Source organism: Streptomyces sp. MH60, assembly GCF_002939385.1.
Lineage (GTDB): Bacteria > Actinomycetota > Actinomycetes > Streptomycetales > Streptomycetaceae > Streptomyces.
In genome coordinates, this window is the sequence record NZ_MULI01000004.1 from 104,358 (window position 1) to 128,380 (window position 24,023).

Annotated in this window: 21 protein-coding genes; 14 read left to right on the forward strand and 7 right to left on the reverse strand. The window is 73.7% G+C overall.

Annotated elements, in window-relative coordinates:
• Nucleotides 1-43: 43 nt before the first annotated feature.
• Entirely contained in the window at nucleotides 44-1,498 is a 1,455-nt protein-coding gene (locus BZZ08_RS05180; RefSeq protein ID WP_241965383.1) for an MFS transporter, read from the reverse strand.
• A 225-nt stretch (nucleotides 1,499-1,723) separates the two neighbouring features.
• On the opposite strand from BZZ08_RS05180, the gene BZZ08_RS05185 reads away from it, so the two are divergent.
• The 5 genes from BZZ08_RS05185 to BZZ08_RS05205 all read left to right on the forward strand — a co-directional run bounded on the left by BZZ08_RS05185 (nucleotide 1,724) and on the right by BZZ08_RS05205 (nucleotide 6,762).
• Nucleotides 1,724-3,481: an MFS transporter gene (locus BZZ08_RS05185; protein WP_104630936.1), complete on the forward strand. Its 1,758-nt coding sequence runs from the start codon at nucleotides 1,724-1,726 to the stop codon at nucleotides 3,479-3,481.
• A 156-nt stretch (nucleotides 3,482-3,637) separates the two neighbouring features.
• Complete coding sequence (locus BZZ08_RS05190) at nucleotides 3,638-4,318, forward strand: class I SAM-dependent methyltransferase (protein ID WP_104630937.1); 681 nt, start codon at nucleotides 3,638-3,640, stop codon at nucleotides 4,316-4,318.
• Nucleotides 4,319-4,340: 22 nt separating this feature from the next.
• Entirely contained in the window at nucleotides 4,341-5,330 is a 990-nt protein-coding gene (locus BZZ08_RS05195; protein ID WP_104630938.1) for an N-acetylmuramoyl-L-alanine amidase, read from the forward strand.
• A 158-nt stretch (nucleotides 5,331-5,488) separates the two neighbouring features.
• Nucleotides 5,489-6,367, forward strand: a complete 879-nt coding sequence (locus BZZ08_RS05200; RefSeq protein ID WP_104630939.1) for a DUF5336 domain-containing protein — start codon at nucleotides 5,489-5,491, stop codon at nucleotides 6,365-6,367.
• A 107-nt stretch (nucleotides 6,368-6,474) separates the two neighbouring features.
• Nucleotides 6,475-6,762, forward strand: coding sequence for a hypothetical protein (locus BZZ08_RS05205; protein ID WP_104630940.1), 288 nt, complete (start codon nucleotides 6,475-6,477; stop codon nucleotides 6,760-6,762).
• 16 nt (nucleotides 6,763-6,778) lie between these two features.
• On the opposite strand, the gene BZZ08_RS05210 is transcribed toward BZZ08_RS05205, so the two are convergent.
• Genes BZZ08_RS05210 through BZZ08_RS05220 form a run of 3 tightly spaced genes read right to left on the reverse strand, consistent with a single transcriptional unit; the run spans nucleotide 6,779 to nucleotide 9,983 of the window.
• On the reverse strand, nucleotides 6,779-7,867 hold the full coding sequence (locus BZZ08_RS05210) for a prenyltransferase/squalene oxidase repeat-containing protein (protein ID WP_104630941.1): 1,089 nt from the start codon (nucleotides 7,865-7,867) through the stop codon (nucleotides 6,779-6,781).
• The gene (locus BZZ08_RS05215; protein WP_104630942.1) at nucleotides 7,864-8,598 is read right to left on the reverse strand and encodes a class I SAM-dependent methyltransferase; all 735 of its coding nucleotides are present in this window, start codon (nucleotides 8,596-8,598) and stop codon (nucleotides 7,864-7,866) included. The genes BZZ08_RS05210 and BZZ08_RS05215 overlap by 4 nt, the downstream gene beginning before the upstream one ends.
• Complete coding sequence (locus BZZ08_RS05220) at nucleotides 8,592-9,983, reverse strand: glycosyltransferase family 4 protein (protein WP_104630943.1); 1,392 nt, start codon at nucleotides 9,981-9,983, stop codon at nucleotides 8,592-8,594. The genes BZZ08_RS05215 and BZZ08_RS05220 overlap by 7 nt, the downstream gene beginning before the upstream one ends.
• Nucleotides 9,984-10,146: 163 nt before the next feature.
• On the opposite strand from BZZ08_RS05220, the gene BZZ08_RS05225 reads away from it, so the two are divergent.
• Nucleotides 10,147-10,806, forward strand: coding sequence for a TetR family transcriptional regulator (locus BZZ08_RS05225; RefSeq protein WP_241965386.1), 660 nt, complete (start codon nucleotides 10,147-10,149; stop codon nucleotides 10,804-10,806).
• A gap of 91 nt (nucleotides 10,807-10,897) precedes the next feature.
• Here BZZ08_RS05225 and BZZ08_RS05230 read toward each other — a convergent pair whose 3' ends face one another.
• A complete protein-coding gene (locus BZZ08_RS05230; RefSeq protein ID WP_104630944.1) occupies nucleotides 10,898-11,581 on the reverse strand; it encodes a phosphotransferase in 684 nt (227 codons plus the stop codon).
• A gap of 317 nt (nucleotides 11,582-11,898) precedes the next feature.
• Here BZZ08_RS05230 and BZZ08_RS05235 point away from each other — a divergent pair, with 317 nt between their 5' ends.
• From BZZ08_RS05235 to BZZ08_RS05260, 6 genes are read left to right on the forward strand one after another with little or no spacing between them, the layout of a single operon-like run.
• Nucleotides 11,899-13,155 (forward strand): prenyltransferase/squalene oxidase repeat-containing protein, encoded by a 1,257-nt coding sequence (locus BZZ08_RS05235; protein ID WP_104630945.1) that lies wholly within the window; start codon nucleotides 11,899-11,901, stop codon nucleotides 13,153-13,155.
• The gene (locus BZZ08_RS05240; protein ID WP_104630946.1) at nucleotides 13,152-13,802 is read left to right on the forward strand and encodes an SCO2322 family protein; all 651 of its coding nucleotides are present in this window, start codon (nucleotides 13,152-13,154) and stop codon (nucleotides 13,800-13,802) included. Before BZZ08_RS05235 ends, BZZ08_RS05240 begins: the two co-directional genes overlap by 4 nt.
• A complete protein-coding gene (locus tag BZZ08_RS05245; protein WP_241965384.1) occupies nucleotides 13,789-15,015 on the forward strand; it encodes an energy-coupling factor transporter transmembrane component T in 1,227 nt (408 codons plus the stop codon). The genes BZZ08_RS05240 and BZZ08_RS05245 overlap by 14 nt, the downstream gene beginning before the upstream one ends.
• Nucleotides 15,012-16,703, forward strand: coding sequence for an ABC transporter ATP-binding protein (locus BZZ08_RS05250; protein ID WP_104630947.1), 1,692 nt, complete (start codon nucleotides 15,012-15,014; stop codon nucleotides 16,701-16,703). Before BZZ08_RS05245 ends, BZZ08_RS05250 begins: the two co-directional genes overlap by 4 nt.
• Nucleotides 16,700-17,551, forward strand: a complete 852-nt coding sequence (locus BZZ08_RS05255) for an ECF transporter S component (protein WP_104630948.1) — start codon at nucleotides 16,700-16,702, stop codon at nucleotides 17,549-17,551. The genes BZZ08_RS05250 and BZZ08_RS05255 overlap by 4 nt, the downstream gene beginning before the upstream one ends.
• 46 nt (nucleotides 17,552-17,597) lie before the next feature.
• Nucleotides 17,598-18,026, forward strand: coding sequence for a VOC family protein (locus BZZ08_RS05260; RefSeq protein ID WP_104630949.1), 429 nt, complete (start codon nucleotides 17,598-17,600; stop codon nucleotides 18,024-18,026).
• Nucleotides 18,027-18,070: 44 nt separating this feature from the next.
• On the opposite strand, the gene BZZ08_RS05265 is transcribed toward BZZ08_RS05260, so the two are convergent.
• On the reverse strand, nucleotides 18,071-19,072 hold the full coding sequence (locus BZZ08_RS05265; RefSeq protein WP_198601306.1) for a GlxA family transcriptional regulator: 1,002 nt from the start codon (nucleotides 19,070-19,072) through the stop codon (nucleotides 18,071-18,073).
• Nucleotides 19,073-19,210: 138 nt separating this feature from the next.
• On the opposite strand from BZZ08_RS05265, the gene BZZ08_RS05270 reads away from it, so the two are divergent.
• Together BZZ08_RS05270 and BZZ08_RS05275 are read left to right on the forward strand one after the other, a co-directional pair.
• Nucleotides 19,211-19,801 carry a cysteine hydrolase family protein gene (locus BZZ08_RS05270; RefSeq protein ID WP_104630950.1) on the forward strand — a complete coding sequence of 197 codons (591 nt, stop codon included), beginning with the start codon at nucleotides 19,211-19,213 and terminating at the stop codon, nucleotides 19,799-19,801.
• Between the two features lie 116 nt (nucleotides 19,802-19,917).
• Nucleotides 19,918-21,573: a hypothetical protein gene (locus tag BZZ08_RS05275; protein ID WP_104631017.1), complete on the forward strand. Its 1,656-nt coding sequence runs from the start codon at nucleotides 19,918-19,920 to the stop codon at nucleotides 21,571-21,573.
• On the opposite strand, the gene BZZ08_RS05280 is transcribed toward BZZ08_RS05275, so the two are convergent.
• Nucleotides 21,527-23,617: a bifunctional glycosyltransferase 87/phosphatase PAP2 family protein gene (locus BZZ08_RS05280; protein ID WP_198601297.1), complete on the reverse strand. Its 2,091-nt coding sequence runs from the start codon at nucleotides 23,615-23,617 to the stop codon at nucleotides 21,527-21,529. The genes BZZ08_RS05275 and BZZ08_RS05280 overlap by 47 nt on opposite strands.
• Nucleotides 23,618-24,023 lie beyond the last annotated feature (406 nt).

The window sequence follows — 24,023 nt, forward strand, 5'->3', positions numbered from 1 at the left end:
GCGCTCCAGGAACCCGGCGCGAGAGGGTGCCCCTTGGGGGCGATCAGTCCGTGCTGTGGGCCGTCGGCTCGGGCTTCGGGCGTCCCGGTGGGAGCCAGGACCACATCAGCAGGGCCGCGGCGAGGAGGACGGCCGCCGCCGTGCGGAAGACCAGCGCGTAGCCGTCCGTCAGGGCCACCGGGTCCGCGTCCTCGCCCCCGGCCCGCGCCGCCGCGATCGTCGACATCACCGCGAGTCCCAGCGAACCGCCCATCGTCCGGGAGGTGTTGATCAGCCCGGAGACCAGTCCGGCGTCCCCGGGCGCCGCGCCGGAGATGGCCAGCGAGGCCAGCGGGGTCGCCGCGATGCCCGCGCCCAGCATCATCAGCACGCCGGGGATCATGATCGCGGTCAGATAGCCGCCGTCCGCGGTCATCGTCGACTGCCAGCCGAAGCCGACCGCCGCGACGAGCGTGCCGAGCACGGCCACGTTGCGGGCCCCGAGCACCGGCAGGAACCGCGGGGCCGCCTTCGAGCCGAGGATCACCGCCAGGGAGCTGGGCACGAGGGCCAGGCCCGCCTCCAGCGGGGAGTAGCCGAGCACGTTCTGCGCGTACAGGGTCATGAAGAACCACATCGAGAACATCGACGAGCCGGACACCAGCATCGCCACGTTCGCCGACGCGACCGACCGCAGCCGCAGCAGCCCGAGCGGCATCAGCGGCGCCGCCGTCCGCGCCTCGACGAGGAGGAAGAGCCCGAGCAGCGCGAGCCCGGCCAGCAGTGGCACCAGGGTCGCCGTCGCCGCCCACCCCTCGGACTCGGTCTGCGAGATGCCGTAGGCCAGCGTGGCCAGACCGGCGGTCACCAGCAGCGCGCCCGGCAGGTCGAGGCGGCGCCGCGGGCCGCCCTTGCTCTCGGCCAGCCACAGCGCGGCGCCGCCCAGCACGACCGCGCCCACCGGCACGTTGATCAGCAGTACCCAGCGCCAGGACAGCCCGTCCACCAGGGCGCCGCCCACCAGGCCGCCCGCGGCACCGCCGCCCGCGCCCACCGCGGTCCAGGTCGCGATCGCGCGGGCCCGCGCCGCGCCCTCCGGCACCGCGGCGGTCAGGATGGTCAGCGTCGAGGGGGCGAGCACGGCGGCACCGAGCCCCTGGACGGCGCGGGCGGCCAGCAGCTGCCAGCCCTCCTGGGCGAGACCGCCGCCCAGCGAGGCCAGCGTGAAGAGCCCGAGCCCGACCAGGAACATCCGCTTGCGCCCGTACAGGTCACCGGCCCGTCCGCCGAGCAGCATGAACCCGGCGAAGGCGATGGCGTAGGCGTTGACCACCCACTGGAGCCCCTGCGCGCTCAACCCGAGGTCGGCCCGCATCGACGGCAGGGCGACGTTGACGACGGACACGTCGAGGACAACCAGGAACTGTCCGGCGCAGGCGATCGCGACGACCAGCCAGGTGGGTGGGGTACGGCGCGGCGATATTCGGGGGGCGGTGGAGGTACCGCTGGCTTCCAGCATGGGTGTCATGGTCTCAACCCCGGTGCACCCCTTGCATCGGTATTTCGGCCCCGGACCGGCCTAGGTCCCGCGACGTAATCGCCCTCTGGCGGTCACCCCAAGAGAAGGTCAAGAATTAGTTAGCGACTCGAAGCAACGGAATAGTTGCCCCGGCGCACGAGGTTCAGTCTGCACGTATCCGATCACGCACCGCGTCCACACACTCCGGCCTGGAGGCCCCACCCCATGTCCCACACGACGACCGACGAACCCGCGCGGCGAGCGAGCGGGGCCACCGTCCCGGTACTCGCGTTCGCGGGCATCGTCGTCGCGGTGATGCAGACCCTGCTGGTCCCGGTCATCAAGGACCTGCCCCGACTTCTGGACACCTCACCCAGCAACGCCACCTGGGTCCTGACCTCCACGCTCCTGTCCGGAGCCGTGGCCACCCCGATCATGGGCCGGCTCGGCGACCTGTTCGGCAAGCGCCGCATGCTGATCGCCAGCCTGTCGGTGATGGTCGTCGGCGCACTGCTCAGCGCGCTCACCGACGCCCTGATCCCGATGATCGTCGGCCGTACGCTCCAGGGCTTCGCGATGGGCGCCATACCCCTCGGCATCGGCCTGATGCGCGACATGCTGCCCCGTGAGCGGCTGGGCTCGGCGATGGCGCTGATGAGTTCCTCGATCGGCGTCGGCGGCGGCCTCGCGCTGCCCGCCGCGGCCCTGGTCGCGCAGCACACCGACTGGCACGTCCTGTACTACGGCGCCGCCGGCCTCGGTGTCGTCTCCATCGCCCTGACCCTGCTGGTCGTGCCGGAGTCCCCGCTGCGCGCCAAGGGCTCCTTCGACCTGCCGGGCGCGCTGGGCCTGACGGCCGGTCTGATCCTCTTCCTGCTGCCGATCAGCAAGGGCAGCGACTGGGGCTGGTCGTCGCCCACCACGCTCGGCCTGTTCGCCGCCGCCGTCGTGGTCCTGCTCCTGTGGGGCCTGATGGAGCTGCGCGTCGCGGCCCCGCTGGTCGACCTGCGCACCACGGCGCGCCGCGAGGTGCTGCTCACCAACCTCGCCTCGATCATGGTCGGCGTCTCCTTCTTCGTCATCTCCCTCGTCCTGCCGCAGCTCCTCCAGCTGCCCTCCGAGACCGGCTACGGCCTCGGTCAGTCGATGGTCGTCGCGGGCCTGTGCGTGGCCCCGCTGGGCCTGACGATGATGTTCACCGCCCCGGTCTACGCCCGCCTGTCCGCCCGCTACGGCCCCCGCACCACCCTCATCATCGGCCTGGTGATCATCGGGATCGGCTACGCCGGCGGCCTCGGCCTGATGAGCGCCGCCTGGCAGACCGTCGTCACCTCGGTGCTGATCGGCGCGGGCATCGGCCTCGCCTACTCCTCCCTGCCCGCCCTGATCATCAGCGCGGTCCCGGCCTCCGAGACGGGCGCCGCCAACGGCCTCAACACGCTGATGCGGTCCATCGGTACGTCGGTGTCGAGCGCCGTCATCGGCATGGTGCTCGCCAACACGGCGAACGACGCGGGCGGTGTCGCCGTCCCCACCCTGCACGGCTTCCGCGTCTCCTTCATGATCGCGGCGGGCGCCGTCGTCGTCGGCCTGGTGCTGGCCTTCTTCCTCCCGCGCCGCACCCCGTCCGCGGTCTCGCAGCTGCGGGCGAGCAGCGAGGAGGACGCGAACCTGGCCCGCGCCGAGCAGGCGCTCGCCGGGGCCGGACAGCCGCCGCACGGCTTCCGCGGCCGGGTGCTGGCCGCCGACGGCGCCCCCGTCCCCCGCGCCAAGGTCACGCTCATCGACCGGCACGGACGGCAGGCGGGCGCGACCCTCTCCGCGGGCGACGGCAGCTACGCCCTCGCCGTGCCCGCCGAGGGCCCGTACGTCCTGGCCGCCCGCGCCGCGGGCCACGCCCCGCTCGCCCACGCGGCCACCCACGGCGGCGACCGCCCGGTCGACCTGGACCTGTCGCTGCCGGGCGAGACGGTCCCGGCCTGACCCCACCCGGCCCCGGCCGGTCCCCGCACCCCCTGTCGCACCACGCGGCAGGGGGTGCGGCAGCATGGGGCGCCGGCACACCCCCGCCACCGGACCGGCGCCCCCGTCCCCACGCACCCGCACCCGCACCCGCACCCGCACCACCGAAAGGCCCCCATGACCGCGGCCCCCGACTCCATCCCCGACTCCGCTCCCTCCCCCTCCCCCGACGTCCTGGCCGTCTTCGAGGCCGCGAAGGGGTTCATGCCCGCGCACGAGGGCCGCGCGCTGTACGCCGCCGCCGTGGCGGCGGGCGGGCTCGGGCTGCCGCTGCTGGAGGTCGGCACCTACTGCGGGCGCTCCACCGTGCTGCTGGCCGACGCGGCCCGCCGGGCCGGGGTCACCGCGCTCACCGTCGACCACCACCGGGGCAGCGAGGAGCAGCAGCCGGGCTGGGACTACCACGACCCGGAGACGGTCGACCCGGAGCTGGGCGTGATGGACACCCTGCCCACCTTCCGCCGCACCCTGCACCGGGCCGGTCTGGAGGAGCACGTGGTCGCCCTGGTCGGACGCTCCCCCCAGGTCGCGGCGGTCTGGAACACCCCGCTCGGCCTCGTCTTCATCGACGGCGGCCACACCGACGAGCACGCGAACGCCGACTACGAGGGCTGGGCCCCGCACGTGGCCGACGGCGGGCTGCTGGTCATCCACGACGTCTTCCCGGACCCGGCCGACGAGTTCACCGGCCAGGCCCCGTACCGGGTCTACCTCAGGGCGCTGGCGTCCGGCGCGTTCACCGAGGTCGCCGCGACCGACTCGCTGCGCGTCCTGCGGCGAACCGGCGCGGGGATCTGAGGGCACGGTTAGAGTCGCTGACGTGTCGTACACAGGCCCGGACTTCGACCCTCCCCACCCCCGCCGCTCCCCGCTGCGCCGCCCGCTGACCGTGGCGGTCGCCGCGCTCGTGCCCGGGGCGCTGCTCGGCTGGGGGGTGTACGCGGCGGTCGGCGGCCCGGACGACGGGGGCGGCGACAGCGGCCGCGCGGCGGGCGTACGGACGTCGGCGGCTGCCTCGTCCGACGCCCCCGGCTCCCCGGGCCGCGACGCCAGGAAGCCCGCGGGTCCGTCACCGGCGCCCACGTCCGAGAAGCCGTCCGCGTCCGCCTCGAAGTCCGCGCCCGCCGCGGGCTCCGGCACCCTCAAGGGCAAGGTCGTCGTCATCGACCCGGGCCACAACCCCGCCAACTTCCGGCACGCGTCCGAGATCAACCGCAAGGTGAACGTCGGTACGCACTGGAAGGAGTGCGACACCACGGGCACGGCCACCGACGCGGGCTGGCCCGAGGCGAAGTTCACCCTCGACGTGGCCCACCGGCTGCGCACCCTGCTGGAGGCGCAGGGCGCGACGGTGAAGCTGACGCAGGACGGCAACCGTCCGTACGGACCCTGTGTGGACGAGCGGGCCCGGATCGGCAACGAGGCGAAGGCCGACGCCGCGATCTCGATCCACGCCGACGGGTCGGGGGCCGGCAACCGCGGCTTCCACGTGATCCTGCCGGGGCAGGTGCACGACGGGCCCGCCGACACCCGTGCGATCGTGGCGCCCTCCGCCGAACTGGGCGAGCGGGTCGCGGGCGGTTTCGTGCGGGTCACGGGCACCGCACCCGCCAACTACCTCGGCGACGGCACCGGTCTGGTCACGCGCACGGACCTGGGCGGTCTCAATCTGTCAACGGTTCCCAAGGTGTTCATCGAGTGCGGCAACATGCGCGACGGCAAGGACGCGGCCCTGCTGACCAGCGGCAGTTGGCGGCAGAAGGCGGCGCAAGGGATGTCTGAGGGAATCGTGAGTTTCCTGCGCGGGTAGCGATCGGCGCTCCGGTCCCTGCGGACAGCCCCGAGGTCCGGACGATAGTGTCGTCCGTACGATGAGGGGCCACCCCCGCGCTTCACACCGGAACCTTTCGGCGCCATCGTGACAGCGACGCCTCTACCGACGACGAGACGACCTACGAAGGACCTGAAGTGAATATCCGCTCGCTCACTCGAGGCGACGGCGTGGTGATCGGAGCAGCGGTGTTGCTGTTGATCGCGTCGTTCCTCGACATCTACTCGATCGACGGTGCGCCGGACAGCGCGGAGATCCCCAGCCTGTGGGGCAGTGGCTCGGTCGTGCTCGGTGTCGTCCTGGCGGGCGTCATCGGCGCCGCGCTCGTCGTCGTGAACCGCGCCATGCCGCAGCCCATGAAGGTGGCCGGTCTCGACCTCGGCCAGTTCGGCACCGCGTTCACGGTCTTCGCCGCGTGGTGCGCGCTCGGCAACATCTTCGACCCGGCGGGCGCCTTCGACAACGACGGGGGCCTGGACAACATCGGGGCCGGGATCGGCCTGATCCTCGCCCTCATCGCCACGCTGCTCATGGCCGCCGCGGCCGTGGCCACGCCGCTGCTCCCCGCCCTCAAGGGCACCCTGATCCCGGCCCCCCGCCCGGCCGCGCCGCAGCCCTACGGCGGCCAGCCCCAGGGTGGTTACGGCTACCCGGGCGCCCAGCAGCAGCCGTACGGCGGCCAGCCGGGCCACCCCGGGCAGCCGGGTCAGCCGGGTCCGGCCTTCGGCGGCCAGCCGCAGCCGGGGCAGCCCCAGCCCGGTCAGCCCCAGCCCGGTCAGCCGCAGGCACCGCAGCAGGCGCAGGCCCAGCCGGCCGGGGACTTCTCCCCGTTCTGGTTCGCCGTGCCGGTGCCGCGTCCGCTGTTCGCGGAGGACGGCTCCCCGACGCCGATCGCCGAGCTGGCGCCGGGCACCTGGTACCTGGCCGTCGAGCAGCGCGGCGCCAACCTGGTCGCGCAGACCCAGGACGGCCGTCGCGGCGTCCTGCAGGACACCTCGGGCATCCAGCGCGGCTGATCGCGCCGACGCCGCCGACACCTCAACGGCCCCTCGTCCGGAACCGGTTCCGGACGGGGGGCCGTCGGCACAGGTTTCCTCCGGGCCTGCGGGGCCATACGGAAGGCATGTCTAGATACCACGGCTCCACCTCCGCCGGCCGGGCCATCGCGATCGTCGCGGACATCATGGCCTTCATACTCGGCCTGTGGATCCTGATGTACCTGTTGGACGCCAACCGGGCCAACGACCTGGTGCAGTTCGTCCATGACGCGGCCAACTGGCTGGCCGGCTGGTCGCACGACCTCTTCACCTTCGACGAGGACTGGGCCCGGGTCGTCGCCGGCTACGGACTGGCCGCGGTCGTCTACCTCTTCGTCGGACACGCCGTCGCCAATCGTCTCGGCCGTCACTGACCCCGGGCCCGGCCGCTCAGACGCAGCAGTCCGGGTCCAGTCCCCTGGGCAGCCGGTCGCCCGCGAAGACCTGGCAGGTGGCCTCGTGCCCGCCGAGCGCGGCGACGGCGAGCAGCAGCGAACCGGCCGTCCAGGTGGTCAGCTCGCGGGGCCATATGGCGTCGTCATCGAAGACGTAGCCCGTCCAGTACAGGCCGCTGTCCGCGTCCCGCAGGTGCTGGATGGACTGGAGGATCTCCAGGGCGTGGTCCGACTCCCCCACCGCCCACAGGGCGAGCGCGAGTTCGGCCGACTCGCCGCCCGTCACCCACGGGTTGGGGACGACGCAGCGCACGCCGAAGCCCGGGACCACGAAACGGTCCCAGCTCTCCTGGATGCGTGACCTGGCCTCCGTGCCGGTCAGCGCGCCGCCCAGCACGGGGTAGTACCAGTCCATCGAGTAGCGGTCCTTGTCCAGGAACCGCTCCGGGTGGCGGCGGATGGCGTGCCGCAGCGCGCCCGCCGCCAACTCCCAGTCGGGCTGCGGCTCTTCGCGCTGCTCGGCGATGGCGAGCGCGCAGCGCAGCGCCTGGTGGACGGAGGAACTGCCGGTCAGCAGCGCGTCCGTGGTGTCGGTGCCGTCGTCGTCCCGGCGCCAGCCGATCTGTCCGCCGGGCTGCTGGAGGCGCAGCACGAACTCGACCGCCGCGTGGACGACGGGCCACATCCTCTCCAGGAAGGTGTCGTCGCCGGTGGCGAGGTAGTGGTGCCAGACGCCGACCGCGACGTAGGCGACGAAGTTGGTCTCCCGGCCGCGGTCGGTGACGTCGGCGAAGTCCCCGTCGGCGTAGGCGGCGTACCAGGAGCCGTCGGGGTTCTGGTGCCGGGCCAGCCACGCGTACGCCCGCTCGGCGGCCTCGTGCTCGTCGGCCGTGTCCAGGGCCATGGCGGCCTCGACGTGGTCCCACGGGTCGAGGTGGTGTCCGCGGAACCACGGGATGGCGCCGTCCTCGCGCTGGACGGCGAGGATGCCGCGGACGGTCGCGGCGGCCTCGGCCTCGGTGAGGACGCCGGGCAGGACCAGGTGTTCGGTACGGGGAGTGCGGGGCGAGCGCGAGGTCGTCACGCGGCGTCCACCGGCGGCAGGTGCGGCTTGGTCGCGTAGGCCACGAAGCTCTTGCCGATCAGCGGGTTCAGGGCCTGCTCGGCGACCCGGGTGGCCAGCGGCTTCTTCATGATGTCCCACACCAGCAGCTTGTGGTACGCCCGCACCGGCAGCGCCTTGTCGTTGTCGACGCCGAACGCGCACTTCAGCCACCAGTACGGCGAGTGCAGCGCGTGCGCGTGGTGGGTGCCGTACGGCTTGAGCCCGGCCTCGCGGATGCGGGCGAGGAGCTGGTCGGCCCGGTAGATGCGGATGTGGCCGCCCTCGACCTCGTGGTAGGCGTCGGAGAGGGTCCAGCAGACCTTCTCGGGGCCGTAGCGCGGCACGGTGATCGCGATGCGCCCGCCGGGCTTGAGGACGCGGACCATCTCGGCGAGGACGCCCTTGTCGTCGGGGATGTGCTCCATCACCTCGGAGATGATGACGACGTCGAAGGACTCGTCCGGGAAGGGCAGGGCCAGGGCGTCGCCCTCCATGGCGGTGGCGGTGGCGCCGGCCGGGGCCTCACCGGCCTCCTCCATCGCGGCGAACCACTGGGCGACCTCGCGGATCTCCTCGGCGTTCCGGTCCAGCGCGACGACCCTGGCCCCGCGCCGGTAGCACTCGAACGCGTGCCGGCCGGCGCCGCAGCCGAGGTCCAGGACGCGGTCGCCCGGGGCGAGCGGGAACCGGGAGAAGTCGACGGTCAGCACGTGGCCCTGCTTTCGGGGTAGACGCCGGTGTCACTGGTGGTCGGGGTCGCGGGCACGATCCTCGGGGTGGTCGTGGGGGCGGAGCCGATGGCCTCGCGGTAACGGGCGACGGTGCCCTCGGCGGCGCGCGCCCAGGTGAAGTGCCGCAGTACGCGTTCACGTCCGGCGGCGCCGAGCCTGACCCGCAGTTCGCGGTCGCCCAGCAGCCGGTTCAGCCCGGCGGCCAGCGCGTCGGCGTCGCCCGGCGGCACCGCGAGGCAGGTCTCCCCGTCGGGTCCGGCGACCTCGGGGACCGCCCCGCCGGTGGTGGCGAGCAGCGCCGTGCCGGTCGCCATGGCCTCGGCGGCGGGCAGCGAGAACCCCTCGTACAGCGACGGCACGCACGCGACCTCCGACGAGCGCACCAGGTCGACCAGTTCGGCGTCGGAGATGCCCTTGACGAACTCGACGGCGCCTTCGAGGCCGTAGCGCTCGATCGCCTGGGCGACGGGCCCCTCGGCGGGCCGCTTGCCGACGACGACGAGGTGGGCCCGGGGATGCTCGGTGCGCGCCTTCGCGAGCGCCTCGACGAGGAAGACCAGGCCCTTGAGCGGCACGTCCGCGCTGGACGTCGTCACGATCCGGCCCGGCACCCGGGGCACCGACGGGTCGGGCGAGAACAGGTCGGTGTCGGCACCGATGTGGACGACGTGGATGCGGTCGTCCCGCACGCCGAGGTGGTCGACGATCTCCTGGCGGGAGGTGCCGGAGACGGTGAGCACGGAGGGCAGGCGGCGCGCGACGCGTTTCTGCATCCGGGTGAAGGCGTACCAACGGCGCACGGAGTAGCGGCGCTTGCGGCTGTCCGCGGCGTCGAGTTCCAGCTGCCGGTCGACGGTGATGGGGTGGTGGATGGTGGTGACGAGGGGTGCGCCCACGTCGCCCAGCAGGCCGTAGCCGAGGGTCTGGTTGTCGTGCACGACGTCGAAGTCGCCACGACGGGACCGCAGATGGCGGCGGGCGCGCAGCGAGAACGTCAGCGGCTCCGGGAAGCCGCCGGTCCACATCGTGCCGACCTCGAGCGCGTCGATCCAGTCGCGGTACTCGCCGCGCTTCGGGGTGCGGAAGGGGTCGGGCTGGCGGTAGAGGTCGAGGCTGGGCAGCTCGGTGAGGGACAGCCGGTCCTCGCGCCCGTCCAGGACGTCCAGGACGGGATAGGGCTGGGCGCCGATGACCTCGACGCGGTGGCCGAGGCGGGCCAGTTCGCGGGAGAGGTGGCGGACGTAGACGCCCTGGCCGCCGCAGAACGGGTTCCCCTTGTAGGTGAGGAGTGCGATGCGCAGCGGTGGCGAGCCGTCGGCGGCGGGCTCCGGACGGGGACCCCTCTGACTGGCCTCGGCGGTCACTCTGGGCCCCCTTCTCACTGCGCTGTCCCGCGACACTACGTCGGGAGGTTAATCTAGAACAAGTTTCAGACTTGATCGTCAGCGGCTTCGAATCTACCGGCAGGTAGCCGGGCTGTGACGAGTGGATCAGGTGATTCACGCCACGGGGGAGAAGGTGAGCGAGGTGGACCACCCGGGCCAGGCGGCGGAGGCATCCGGTCCGGCGCACCGCTCCTCCGCACCGCCCTTGACCGAGCGGCAGCGGGAGCGCCGCCGCCGCATCCTGCACGCGACCGCGCAGCTGGCCTGCCGGGGCGGCTTCGAGGCGGTGCAGATGCGGGAGGTCGCGGAGTCCTCGCAGGTCGCCCTCGGCACGCTGTACCGGTACTTCCCGTCCAAGGTGCACCTGCTGGTCGCGACCATGCACGACCAGTTGGAGCGGCTGCACGGCACCCTGCGCAAGAGCCCGCCCACCGGCGAGACGGCCGCGGACCGGGTGGCGCAGACCCTGATGCGGGCCTTCGGCGCCTTGCAGCGCGAGCCCCGGCTGGCCGAGGCGATGGCCCGCGCCCTGACCTTCGCCGACCGCAGCGTCTCCCCGGAGGTCGACCAGGTCTCGCGGCAGACCACGGCGATCATCCTGGACGCGATGGGCGGCCTGGAGAACCCGACCGCCGAGCAGCTGTCGGCGGTCCGGGTCGTCGAGCACACCTGGCTCTCGACCCTGATCACCTGGCTCGCCGGCCGTACCTCCCTGGCCCAGGTACGGGTGGACATCGAGACGGTGTGCCGGCTGATCGACCTGACCGAGGCCGGGCGGGACGAGGAGGCCGCGCACCGCTGAGGGCCGCCGCCGTCCACCCCCGCCGTCCGCTTCCGCCCTTCACCCCCGCCGTCCACTCCCGCCCTTCACCCCCGCCGTCCGCCCCCGCGGTTCACCCCAGGCGGGAGCGGATCAGCTCCTCGGCCGCGGGCAGCGCCGCCACCTCCTGCGGACCCATGGTGGGGTTGGCTGCCCGTCGCCGCAGCGCCTCGGCGAGACCGTCCGGTGTGAGGGCGGACGGATCGGCGAGCAGCGCGGCCAGCATGACTCCGGCGGGCTCGGCCATCGGGCCGCCGACGGCCGCCACCTGGGCGAGGATCACCGCGGACGTGGCCCAGTCCAGACCGGGGTCGCCCTCCTCGGCGTTGGACCAGTCGATCACCCGGGGCCCGTCGGCCGTGAGGATCACGTTGTCCGGGTGCAGGTCCAGGTGGAGGACGCGCACGCCCGGGCCGGCGGAGCGGTACGGGGGCACCTGGTGCAGCAGCCGCAGCAACCGCGCGAGCATGCCGCCGGCGTCCTGGGGCGTCAACGCCCCGTCCAGGCAGGCCCGCAGCATCGTCGGCCCGGTCAGCCGCTCCATGACCAGGTCCCTGCGCGGGTCCGTCTCCGGCGCTTCCGGGTCGGAAGGCCGCACCCGTGGCACCGGGTAGCCGTGCGCCCGTACGTGTTCCATCACCGCGCCCTCGGCCACCGCGTCCCCGACGCCCTCCCGGTCGCGCCGCAGCACCCACCCCGCACCGGCCTCGTACACGTCGGCCGTGCGCCCCGCCCCGATCAGTCTCCCCGTGCGCATGCCGGGAACGTATCCCCCGGCCGCTCCTCCCGTCCGGCCGCCCCTCGGCCCGGCCCCGGGGGGCGGGTAAAGTGGCGGCGTCGTCATCACCCGTACGGGGGGAAGCCGGTGCAATTCCGGCGCTGACCCGCAACCGTGAGCCGCCCGCCGAGCCCCTTGAGGCTCCCGGCCGGTGAGCCGGACTGCCCCGCACGGATGTGACCGGCTCACGTGCCCGGCGCCCGCCGGTGCGCGGGCACCGTCGAGGCATACGGGGCCGAGCCGCCGGGGGTGCCCCGTGCTGCCGGGCCCCGCACAGGGAAAGGCACCCGCCGATCATGAACGTCCGCCGTCGCAGCAGCGCCGCGGCTCTGGCCGCCATAGCCGTGATCGGCGCCGCCACCGCACCCGCGGCCGCCGCCGATCCGTCACCGTCCGCCTCCCCGTCCGCGTCCGCACCGTCCGGGCTGTACGGGACCACCGACCCCCAGTACGACGGTGTCTGGCGCCAGTCCCTCGCGCTGCTCGCGCAGGACACGGCGGGCGTGGTCCCGTCCTCGACGGCCGTGAAGTGGCTCACGGATCAGCAGTGCGCGAACGGCGCCTTCGCCCCCTTCCGCGCCGACCCGGCCAAGTCCTGCGACGCCAAGACGCCGATCGACACCAACAACACGGCCGCCGCCGTCCAGGCGCTCTGGGCCGTCGGCGGGCACGGCGACGTGATCGAGGACGCCCTGGGCTGGCTGAAGTCCGTGCAGAACAAGGACGGCGGCTGGGGCTACAGCCCCGGCACTCCCAGTGACGCCAACTCCACCTCCGTCGTCATCGGCGCCCTGACCGCTACCGAGACGAACCCCGAGGACGTCGAGAAGGGCGGCGCGTCCCCGTACGACGCCCTGCTGACGTTCGCCCTGCCCTGTGCGAAGGACAAGGGCGCGGGCGCCTTCGCCTTCCAGCCAGACAAGGACGGCAAGCTGCTCGCCAACGCGGACGCGACCGCCGCCGGTGTCCTCGGCGCGCTCGGCAAGGGCCTGGTCGCCGAGGCCGGTGAGAAGGCCGACGCCGCCTCGTGCGCCGACGCGGGCCAGCCCACCCGCGAGCGCGCCGCCGCCAACGCCGCCGCGTATCTCACCGACACGCTCGCCAAGGACGGCCACCTGGTCTCCGCCCTCGGCGGCTCCGCCGACCAGCCCGACTACGGCAACACCGCTGACGCCGTCGTCGCCCTCGCGGCGCAGGGCGGCGCGGACAAGGCGGCCGAGCCGCTGGCCTGGCTGAAGAAGAACGCCGCGAAGTGGGCCGCGCAGAGCGGTCCCGCCGCCTACGCCCAGCTGATCTTCGCCGCCCACGCCACGGGCACCGACCCGCGCGACTTCGGGGGCACCGACCTGGTGGAGAAGCTGAACGCGACGGGACCGGCTCCGCAGGGGGCGACGGCGAAGGACAACGCGTCCGCGAACGCGGACGAGAAGTCGGACGAGAAGAAGGACGACGACTCCCCGTTCGGCGTCTGGTGGTTCGTCGGCGTCTGCCTGGTCTTCGGCATCGGCATCGGCTTCCTGCTCAGCAACCGCAACAAGAAGCAGCAGCCGTGACCACCCGCCGCCTCGTCCTCCTCTTCCTGGCCGCGGTCCTGCTGACCGGGACCGCGGGCCAGGCGCAGGCCGCCGGGTACCGCTACTGGTCCTTCTGGGACCGCGACGGCGGGAAGTGGGTCTACGCCACCCAGGGCCCGTCCCTGGTCCGCCCCTCCGACGGCGATGTGCAGGGCTTCCGCTTCGCGGTGAGCGAGAACTCGGGCGACGCGGCCCGACCGCGCGGCACGGCGGACTTCGCGTCGATCTGCGCGAAGACCCCGGCCGAGGACGGCAAGAAACGGGTGGCGTTGGTCCTCGACTTCGGCACGGCACCCGACGCCCCGTCCGGCGAGACCCCGCCCGCCCCGCGCACGGCCTGCGCGCAGGTCTCCCCCGACGCGACGGCGGCCGACGCCCTGGCCGCCGTCGCCGGCCCCCTCCGCTACGACACCAACGCCCTGCTGTGCGCGATCGCGGGCTACCCGAAGTCGGGCTGCGGGGAACAGGTGTCACAGCAGCAGAGCGCGAAGCCCACGGCCGCCCCGGGCACCGCGGAGGACGACGAAGGCCCGTCGGTCGGCCTCTACGCGGGCATAGCCGTCGTGGCGGCCCTGGCCGGCGCGGCAACCTGGCAGGCAAGGCGGCGCAGGAATGCAACCCGCTAACCCTGCGGGCCATTGTGCCGCTCCCCCTGCGGGCAGTCGTGCCGCTGGGGGGACCCCCTCCGGGGGAGGCACCCTGTCAGCGCCGGCAAGCGCCCCCACCCCCCGCCGGCGCCGCGAGACCCTCCACCCCGGCGCCTGGTGGCTCTGGGCCCTGGCCCTCGGCACCGCCGCCACCCGCACCACCAACCCGCTCCTCCTCGCCCTCCTCATCACCGTCTCCGCCTACGTCGTCATCACCCGCCGCCCGCACGCCCCTTGGTCCCGCTCCTACGGCGCCTTCGTCAAACTCGCCCTCGCCGTCCTCCTCATCCGCCTCCTGTTCACCACCGTCCTCGGCTCCCCCGTCCCCGGCACCCACACCCTCCTCACCCTCCCCGAAGTCCCCCTCCCCGACTGGGCGCAGGGCGTCCGTCTCGGCGGCCGGGTCACCGCGGAGGGCCTCACCTTCGCGCTGTACGACGCGCTGAAGCTGGCCACCCTCCTCATCTGCGTCGGCGCGGCGAACGCCCTCGCCAACCCCTCCCGCCTCCTCAAGTCCCTCCCCGGCGCGCTGTACGAGATGGGCGTCGCCGTCGTCGTGGCCCTCACCTTCGCGCCCAACCTCATCGCGGACGTCCAGCGCCTGCGCGCCGCCCGCCGGCTGCGCGGCCGCCCGGACCACGGCGTCCGGGGCCTGCTCCAGGTGGGGCTCCCCGTCCTGGAGGGCGCCCTGGAACGCTCCGTCGCCCTCGCCGCCGCGATGGACGCCCGCGGCTACGGCCGTACCGCCCGGGTCCCGGCCCGGGTCCGCCGGACCACCGCCGCCCTCACCCTGGGCGGCCTGCTCGGTGTCTGCGCCGGCACGTACGGACTGCTGACCGCGGCGGGCGGCACGTACGGCGTCCCCGTGCTCCTGGCCGGTGTCGCCGCCGCACTCGCGGGCCTGTGGCTCGGCGGCCGGCGCACGGTCCGCACCCGCTACCGTCCCGACCGCTGGGACGCCCGCGCCTGGCTGGTCACCGCCTCCGGCGCGACGGTCGCGGCGCTCCTGTTCCTCGCCGCCGCCCGCGACCCGGCGGCACTGCACCCGGGCGTGGTCCCCCTGGTCGCGCCGTCCCTCCCGCTGTGGCCCGCGGCGGCCGTACTCGTCGGCCTGCTCCCGGCGTTCATCACCCCCGCACCCGAGACCGCCGCGCAGACATCCGCGCAGACCGCCGTGAAGGAGCCGTCGTGATCCGCTTCGAGGACGTGTCGGTCACGTACGACGGTGCGGCCGAACCCACCGTCCGGCACGTGGACTTCGAGGTCCCGGAGGGCGAACTGGTCCTGCTCGCCGGTCCCTCCGGCGTCGGCAAGTCCACCGTCCTCGGCGCGGTCGGCGGCCTCGTCCCGCACTTCACCGGCGGCACGCTGAGCGGCCGGGTCACCGTGGCCGGCCGCGACACCCGCACCCACAAGCCGCGCGAACTCGCCGACGTGGTGGGCACGGTCGGCCAGGACCCGCTGTCCCACTTCGTGACGGACACCGTCGAGGACGAACTGGCCTACGGCATGGAGTCCCTGGGCCTGGCCCCGGACGTGATGCGCCGCCGCGTCGAGGAGACCCTCGACCTGCTGGGCCTGGCCGACCTCCGGTCCCGCCCGATCGCCACGCTCTCCGGCGGCCAGCAGCAGCGGGTCGCCATCGGCTCGGTCCTCACCCCGCACCCGGACGTCCTGGTCCTGGACGAGCCGACCTCCGCCCTGGACCCCGCCGCCGCCGAGGAGGTCCTGGCCGTCCTCCAGCGCCTGGTCCACGACCTCGGTACGACGGTCCTGATGGCCGAGCACCGCCTGGAGCGGGTCGTCCAGTACGCCGACCAGGTCGTCCTGCTCCCGGCCCCCGGTGCGGCGCCCATCATCGGCGCCCCGGCGGACGTGATGGCGGTGTCCCCGGTGTACCCGCCGGTGGTGGGCCTGGGCAGGCTGGCGGGCTGGTCCCCGCTGCCGCTGACGATCCGGGACGCGCGCCGCCGGGCGGCTCCGCTGCGGGACCGCCTGGCCGGCCGGGACATCCCGGACCACACCCCGCCGCCGTCCGCCCCGCTCCCGGCGCCCCCCGCCGCGCGCCCCGTCACCTCCCGTTGGCGCCGCCGCCGGAAACTCCCGGAGACCACCTCGGGCCCCAGCCCGTACGCCGCCCAGGTGCGTTCCCTCGCCGTGCGCCGCGACGGTGTCCAGGCCCTGCGCCACGTCGACCTGACCGTCTCCCCCGGCGAGACGGTCGCCCTGATGGGCCGCAACGGCGCCGGGAAGTCGACCCTGCTCTCGGCGCTCGTCGGCCTGGTCGAACCGTCGGCGGGTTCGGTCCGCGCCGGGGACGCCGTGCCGCACCGCACGGCGCCGCGCGACCTCGTACGGCGCGTCGGCCTGGTCCCGCAGGAGCCGCGCGACCTGCTGTACGCCGACACGGTCGCCGCGGAGTGCGCGGCCGCCGACCGGGACGCGGAGGCGGCCCCGGGCACCTGCCGCGCCCTGCTCACAGAGCTGCTCCCCGGCGTCACGGACGACACCCACCCCCGGGACCTCTCCGAGGGCCAGCGCCTCACCGTGGCCCTGGCCGTCGTCCTGACCGCCCGCCCTCCGCTCCTCCTCCTGGACGAGCCGACGCGCGGCCTGGACTACGCGGCGAAGGCCCGCCTGGCCCGCATCCTGCGCGGTCTGGCCGCCGAGGGCCACGCGATCGTGCTGGCCACGCACGACGTGGAACTGGCCGCCGAGCTGGCCCACCGCGTCGTCCTGCTCGCCGACGGAGAGGTGATCGCCGACGGCCCGGCGGCGGACGTGGTGGTGGCCTCCCCGTCCTACGCGCCGCAGGTCGCCAAGGTGCTGGCGCCGCGCAAGTGGCTGACCGTGGCACAGGTACGGGAGGCCCTGTCGTGACCGGCGCCTCCCCTCCCCAGCGCCAGGCCCGCGCCGTGCGCCTCGGCCCCCGCTCGGTCGCCGCCCTCGTACTGGTCAGCGCGGTCGGCGTGGCGGGCTTCGGGTGGCCTTTCCTGGCCCCGCCGGACGCCTCGCTCAACGCGCACGCGCAGGACGCGCCGTGGCTGTTCGCGGGCCTGCTGGTGCTGCTGGTGGCGGTGGTGGCGGCGACGATCTCGGAGTCGGTGCTGGGCCCGAAGGCCGTGGCGATGCTCGGCGTGCTGGCGGCGGCGGGCGCGGCCCTGCGCCCCATCGGCGCGGGGACGGCGGGCCTGGAGCCGATGTTCTTCCTCATGGTGCTCAGCGGCCGGGTCCTCGGCCCCGGTTTCGGCTTCGTCCTCGGCTCGGTCACGATGTTCGCGTCCGCGCTGCTCACCGGCGGGGTGGGGCCGTGGATGCCGTTCCAGATGCTGGCGATGGGCTGGTTCACGATGGGCGCGGGCCTGCTGCCGGGCCCCGACCGCCTGCGCGGCCGCGCGGAACTGCTGATGCTGGCGGCGTACGGCTTCCTGGCGGCCTTCGCCTACGGCACGGTGATGAACCTGGCGGGCTGGACCTTCATGAACACCCTCGCCTCGAACATCGCCTTCGACCCGGACGCGTCGATCGCGGACAACCTGGCCCGCTTCCTCGCCTACTGCCTGGCGACGTCGCTGGGCTGGGACGGTGGCCGCGCCGCCATGACGGTCGTCCTGACCCTCGCCCTCGGCACCCCGGTCCTGAAGGCACTGCGCCGCGCGACCCGCAGGGCGGCCTTCGAGACGCCGGTCACGTTCGAGAAGTCCGACGAGGTGAGCCGCCCGTCGTAGCGGAAAACCGGCCGACGGTGAGCGCACGCGCCCCTATGGTGGCCCGATGACGTCGATCAAGGAGTTCCAAGTCACCTTCGACTGCGCGGAACCCGAGCGCCTGGCCCGATTCTGGTGCGAGGTGCTGGGGTACGTCGTCCCGCCGCCACCGGCGGAGTTCGGCACTTGGGACGATTACCGCCGCTCGCTGCCACCTGAGCGGCGGGACGCGTGGTTCGCCTGCATCGACCCCTCGGGCGTGGGCCCGCGACTGTACTTCCAGCGCGTTCCCGAGGGGAAGGCCGCCAAGAACCGGCTGCATCTCGACGTGCGGGTGGGCACCGGTCTCGTGGGCGAGGAGCGCCTCGCCGCCCTTGAGGCCGAGTGCGCGCGCCTGGTCCCGCTCGGCGCGGTACACGTGCGAACGCTGTACGACGGCAACGACGCGTGCATCCCCATGCAGGACATCGAGGGCAACGAGTTCTGCATCGACTGAGGACCGCGAACACGCCCTTCCCGCCTTCCTGTGGCACGGCCGGGCTAGCGGTGGGCGCTCACGCTCGTCCGGAACCGGCGGCGGTACTCCGTCGGGGTCGTGTCGAGTCTGCGGCGGAAGGCTCTGACCAGGGTGTCGACGGTGCCGAAACCGCAGGCGGAGGCGACGCGTTCCAGGGTCGCGTCGGTGGATTCGAGCTGCTGGCGTGCCGCTTCCACACGTGCCGACTCGACGTAGGCGTACGGGGTCGTGCCGAGTTCGGTCTTGAAGATGCGGGTGAGCTGCCGGTCGCTGACGTGGGCGTGGTCCGCGAGTTCGGCGACGGTGAGCGGTGCGGCGATGTTGCGCATGATGTGGTGGCGGAGGTCCTCGACGCGCCGGGTGGTGGCGACCTGCTCCAGCGGGACGCTGAACTGGCTCTGCCCACTGGGCCGTTTCAGGTACATCACCAGCTGCCGGGCCACCCGCAGCGCCACCGCCTCGCCGAGGTCGTCGGCGACGAGGGCCAGGGAGAGGTCGAGGCAGGAGCTGATGCCCGCGCCGGTCCACACGTCGCCCTCGCGGATGAAGATCGGGTCGGCGTCGACCTCGACGTCCGGATGCTCGTCGGCGAGCTGCCGCGCGGTCGACCAGTGCGTGGTGGCGCGCTTGCCGTCGAGCAGCCCGGCGGCGGCCAGCACATGCGCCCCGACGCAGACGGAGGTGACCCGCCGGGTCCGTGCCGCGAGGCGCCGCACCCACTCGACCACGACGGGGTCGGTGAGCGCCCGGACCCGGCGCCGGCCGTCGATCTCGACCGCGCCGGGCACGATCAGGGTGTCGATCCGCCGCCCGGACAGGTCGTCGAAGGTGGCGTCGGGCAGGACGCGGACACCCGCGGCGGTGGTGACCGGGTCCGTGGTCCCGGCGGCCAGGACCACCTCGTAGCCCGCCGCGTCCTCCGTCTCGCGCCGCGCGAGGGAGAACACCTCCGGGGGTCCGGTGACGTCGAGCAGGTCGACGCCCTCGAAGAGCACGACGACGATCAGTCGTCCGACGGAGTTCACGGGTATCTCCCACGGTCGCGCGGTCATGTCGGTATCTGCAGGTTAGACGACATTGCCGACATCGCATGACCGGCCCTAGCGTCGTAGCCGCGGGTCGATCAGTCACCGCACCGCCCCGAACGACACCAGGGAGTTCCCATGCCCAGAACCACGCTGCGCCGCCTCAGCGGGCTCGACGACACCCCCGCCAAGCTCGCTGACTCCACGCTGGTCCTCGTCGACTACCAGAACACCTACACGACCGGCGTGATGGAACTCGACGGCTGGCAGGCCGCGCTGGACGCGGGCGCCCGGCTGCTGGCCCGCGCCCGCCGGGAAGGCGCCAAGGTCATCCACGTCGTCCACGACGGCGGCGAGGGCAGCCCGTACGACCTCCGGGCCGAGATCGGGCAGATCCACCCGAGCGTCGCACCGGCCGACGGCGAACCCGTCGTCACCAAGAAGGCGCCCGACTCGTTCTTCGGCACCGACCTCGGTGAGCACGTCGACGCGGCCGGCAACAACGACCTCGTCGTCGTCGGCTTCATGACCCACATGTGTGTGGCCTTCACCGCCCAGGGCGCCTTCCTGCGCGGCAACCGCCCCACGGTCGTCGCCGACGCCTGCGCCACCCGCGCGCTGCCGGTCGCGGACACCGAACTCGACGCCCACCAGGTGCACCACAGCGCCCTCGCCACCGTCGCCGACATGTACGGCGTCGTCGTACCGTCGCAGGAGTCCCTCGGCTAGGAGCGCCGGGGCCCTCCTCGGCCCCGGTCCGGGCCAACTTTTCTGTTCGATTTATCGTCTTCGCACGTGTGTCCATACCGGGCACCCCCGACGACGCCGAACGGAACCCCCCGACCGTGGCCCCTGCCGAACTCACCGTCCTCCGGCCCGAACGGCGTCGGGACAGACGTCCGAGCGACGCCCTGCGCGACTTCGGACACCGGCATCGCGTGCCGCTGCTCGCCACGTTGCCCACCATCCCGCTGTACGTGGTGTGGTGGGCGCTTCTCGCCACGGGCGGCGGTGACCTCGCCGCGCAGGAGGCGTGGGCGGACTTCGTCTCGCGGCACGGGGGTTCGGCGTACGGGCTGTTCTGGTACGGCGGGGCGCACACCGCCAACTACAGCGTCTTCTCACCGTACTTGATGGCACTGGTGGGCGTGCGCACGGTCACGGTCGTGTCCGGTCTCGCCGCCTCCTGGCTGGCGGCCGTGCTGATGGCGCGGTGCGGGGTGCGACGGCCCGGGTGGCCCGCGCTGCTCGCCTCCCTCGCGCTGTGGTGCGACGTCGCCTCGGGCCGGACCACCTTCGCGCTCGGCATCGCCCTCGCGCTGGCCGCCTGCGTGCCGCTGGTGCGGGAGCGGCGGCTGTGGCTCGCCGCCGGGTACGCGGCGCTCGCCACGATGGCGTCACCGGTGGCCGGGCTGTTCCTGGCCGTCGTGGGGGCGGCCTTCCTGCTGGTACGGGACTGGCGGCGGGCCCTCGTGCTGCTCATACCCCCGGCCGCCGTCGTCGGGGTGACCACGCTGTTCTTCCCCTTCACCGGGGAGCAGCCCATGCCGGCGGGCCGCATATGGCCGCCGGTCCTGCTCGGCCTCGCCGTCACCGTGCTGGCCCCGCGTACCTGGCGGGTCGCCCGGTGGAGCGGGGCCGTCTACGCGCTCGGGACCGTGCTGACGTATCTGATCGCCTCGCCGGTCGGCACCAACGTCGAGCGGTTCGCGGAGCTGTTCGCGCCCGCCGTGCTGCTGGCCGCGCTGCTCTCCGCTCCTCCCGCGCTCACCGCGGCGCGGTCGCGGCGGCTGCTGTCGGGGCTGCTGGCCGGCGCGCTCGTCTACTCCGCCGGGTGGGTGGGCAAGAAGACCGTCGACGATCTGAAGGTGTCCACCGTCGTCCCGGCCTGGGCGGCGAACGCGGACGGTGTCGTGGGCGCCCTGAAGGGGCTCGGCGCCGACCGGACGCGGGTGGAGGTGGTGCCCGCCCGCAACCACCGCGAGGCCACCCTGCTCGCGCCGCACGTCAACCTGGCCCGCGGCTGGAACCGGCAGCTGGACGTGGAACGCGGGCGCCTCTTCTACGACGGCACCTTCTCCGCGGCCACCTACCGGGAGTGGCTGGACCGCTGGGCGGTGGGCTTCGTCGTCCTCCCGGCCGGCAAGCCGGACGGCCCCGCCGAGGCCGAGGCGGCGCTGGTGCGGGACCCGGAGCTGCGGCCCGAGTGGCTGGAGCCCGTCTGGCGGGACGCGCACTGGCAGGTCTACCGGGTGCGGGACGCCGTACCGCTCGCCTCCGCGCCCGGCACCGTCGTGACCACCTCCCCCGCCGACCTCGTCCTGCGGGTGGCGAGGCCCGGCGCGGTGACCGTGCGGGTCGCCTGGTCGCCGTGGCTGCGCAGCGACGGCGGGTGCCTCGCGCAGGAGGGCGAGTTCACCCGGCTGACCGTGGAGGCGCCGGGCGAGTACCGGATCAGCTCCCGGTACGGTCCTTCGCCGGGGCCGGGGGACCGCTGCTGACGTCCGCCGCCGGTTCCGCGGCCGTCCTGGCCGCCGCCACCGCCGTGACCGTCCTGGCCCGCGGGCCCTGGAACCAGTACGTCAGCCCGAAGCCCGCCGCGACCACCGCCGCGCCGCCCACCGCGTCCAGGACCCAGTGGTTGCCGGTCGCCACGATCGCCGAGACCGTGAAGAGCGGGTGGAGCAGGCCCAGGGCCTTCATCCACACCCTCGGCGCGATGATCGCGATCACCACCCCGCACCACAGCGACCAGCCGAAGTGCAGCGACGGCATCGCCGCGTACTGGTTGGTGAGGTGCGTCAGCGTGCCGTAGTCCGGCTTGGTGAAGTCCTGCACGCCGTGCACGGTGTCGATGATCCCGAGCCCCGGCATCAGCCGCGGCGGGGCGAGCGGGTAGAGCCAGAAGCCGACCAGGGCCAGCAGCGTGGCGAAGCCCAGGGAGGCGCGGGCCCAGCGGTAGTCGACCGGGCGGCGCCAGTACAGGACGCCGAGGACGGTCAGCGGGACGATGAAGTGGAACGACGTGTAGTAGAAGTCGAAGAAGTCCCGCAGCCAGCCGACCTCGACCACCGCGTGGTTGATCGCGTGCTCGATGTCGATGTGCAGGAAGCGCTCGATGTCGAGGATCTGCGTCCCGTGCTCCTCGGCGCGCGCCCGGCCCGCCGAGTTGCTGCCGCCGGTCGCCGCGAGGCGGACCTGGGAGTAGGCGGCGTAGGTGACCCGGATGAGGAGCAGCTCCAGGAGGAGGTTGGGGCGGGTGAGGACCCGGCGCAGGAACGGCAGCAGCGGGACGTGCTTGAAGCGGGTCGGGACCGGCGGCGCGTAGGCCGTCGGGACCGGCATCCCGAAGTACGGCGACGTGCGCGGCAGGAAGGGCACGGCGACGGCGGCGGCCAGCGCGGCGAGCAGCACGACGTTGTCCCGCAGCGGGTACAGGGCGGCCATGTTCGGCAGCATCATCTTCGCGGGCAGCGTCATCACCAGGACGACGGCGACCGGCCACACCAGCCGGTCGGACGCCCGTTTGCCGACCCGGCCGACGACCGCGGGCAGCACCCACAGCAGCTGGTGCTGCCAGGTGGCCGGGGAAACGACGACGGCCGCGCAGCCGGTGACGGCGACCGCGAGCAGCAGCTGGCCGTCGCGGGCGTAGCGCACGGCGCGGCGCAGGGCGAGGACGGCGACGGCCGCGCCGAGCAGCAGGAAGAGGGCGATCTCCAGCGGGCCGTTGAGGCCGAGGCGGAGCAGGGCGCCGTGCAGCGACTGGTTGGCGAGGTCGTCGGCCTCGCCGCCCAGGCCGACGCCGGCCATGTGGTGCACCCAGTACGTGTAGGAATCGTGCGCCATGGCCGCCCAGGCGACGGCCGTGCAGGCGACGAACGTGATCCCGGTCGTCACGGCGGCGCGTCTGCGGTCGGTGAACCACAGCAGCGGGACGAAGAGGAGGACGGTCGGCTGGAAGGCGGCGGCGACACCGATCAGCACGCCGCCCACCCGGTCGCCCTGGGCCCCGCGCACGGCGAAGCAGCCGAGGAGGACGAGGAGGACCGGGATGATGCTGGTCTGGCCGAGCCAGAACGCGTTGCGCACCGGCAGCGACAGCATCAGCAGGCTGATGGCGACCGGCGCCGCCAGCAGCGCCGTACGGCGTCCGACCGGCCGGGGCAGGGCGCGGGCCGCGACCAGGCCGAGGGCGACGACCAGCAGCAGCGAGCCGAAGGTCCAGCCCCAGCCGAGGGCCTGCTCGGCGGCGCGGGTGAAGGGTTTGAGGACGAGGCCGACGAACGGGGTGCCGGTGAACTGCGTGGAGTCGTAGAGGGACCCCTCCACGTGCAGGACGCCGTGCTCGCCGACCCAGGTCTCCAGGTCCGTCAGCCGTTCCCCGCGCGGTGTGCCGAGGACCGCGGCCACCTGTCGTACGGCCAGGACGGCGGCGATCAGCCACAGGCCGAGGCGTGCGACGCGCAGTCGTGCTCTGGTCGCGTCGGCGGCCGAGGCTCCGAAGGACTCCGCCGGTCGCCCACTGTGCTCCGCATTCGCCACGCCTCGTCGGCCTCCGCCCCGTTCGTCACGTCCGTACGTACCGTACGTACCGCGTTCGTGTACGCGGTGTGTCGTCCCTGCGAACCCTATGAGGCTCGCACCACCCCCGGAGGGAGACGCGAGCACCCCCCTCTCAACCTGACAGCCGCCCGCTTTTTGCTCCGGGGAGCGAGAAGGATCACAGCTCGCGGAGGGACGGACGGCGCGCGGCACGCGCATGTGCCCTGCGTGGACGCCTTTTTGGTGCACTGTGCAACGAAAAGCATACCGGGCGTAAGCGGCGCATCAGCGCCTATGGTCGCTTTTCCGCCCGTGGCCGAGAGCCGCGGGTTCTTTCCGGCCCGGCGACAGCGCCGCCGTGCGGGTCGTGGCGTTCCCGCCTCCGTCCCTGTCCCCGTCGAAAGTA

What these genes read in the sequence shown, in the direction of transcription:
- BZZ08_RS05180 (WP_241965383.1), bottom strand. Translation starts at nt 1,498, where the DNA reads ATGCTGGAAGCCAGCGGTACCTCCACCGCCCCCCGAATATCGCCGCGC.
- BZZ08_RS05185 (WP_104630936.1), top strand. Translation starts at nt 1,724, where the DNA reads ATGTCCCACACGACGACCGACGAACCCGCGCGGCGAGCGAGCGGGGCC.
- BZZ08_RS05190 (WP_104630937.1), top strand. Translation starts at nt 3,638, where the DNA reads ATGACCGCGGCCCCCGACTCCATCCCCGACTCCGCTCCCTCCCCCTCC.
- BZZ08_RS05205 (WP_104630940.1), top strand. Translation starts at nt 6,475, where the DNA reads ATGTCTAGATACCACGGCTCCACCTCCGCCGGCCGGGCCATCGCGATC.
- BZZ08_RS05230 (WP_104630944.1), bottom strand. Translation starts at nt 11,581, where the DNA reads ATGCGCACGGGGAGACTGATCGGGGCGGGGCGCACGGCCGACGTGTAC.
- BZZ08_RS05235 (WP_104630945.1), top strand. Translation starts at nt 11,899, where the DNA reads ATGAACGTCCGCCGTCGCAGCAGCGCCGCGGCTCTGGCCGCCATAGCC.
- BZZ08_RS05245 (WP_241965384.1), top strand. Translation starts at nt 13,789, where the DNA reads ATGCAACCCGCTAACCCTGCGGGCCATTGTGCCGCTCCCCCTGCGGGC.
- BZZ08_RS05260 (WP_104630949.1), top strand. Translation starts at nt 17,598, where the DNA reads ATGACGTCGATCAAGGAGTTCCAAGTCACCTTCGACTGCGCGGAACCC.
- BZZ08_RS05270 (WP_104630950.1), top strand. Translation starts at nt 19,211, where the DNA reads ATGCCCAGAACCACGCTGCGCCGCCTCAGCGGGCTCGACGACACCCCC.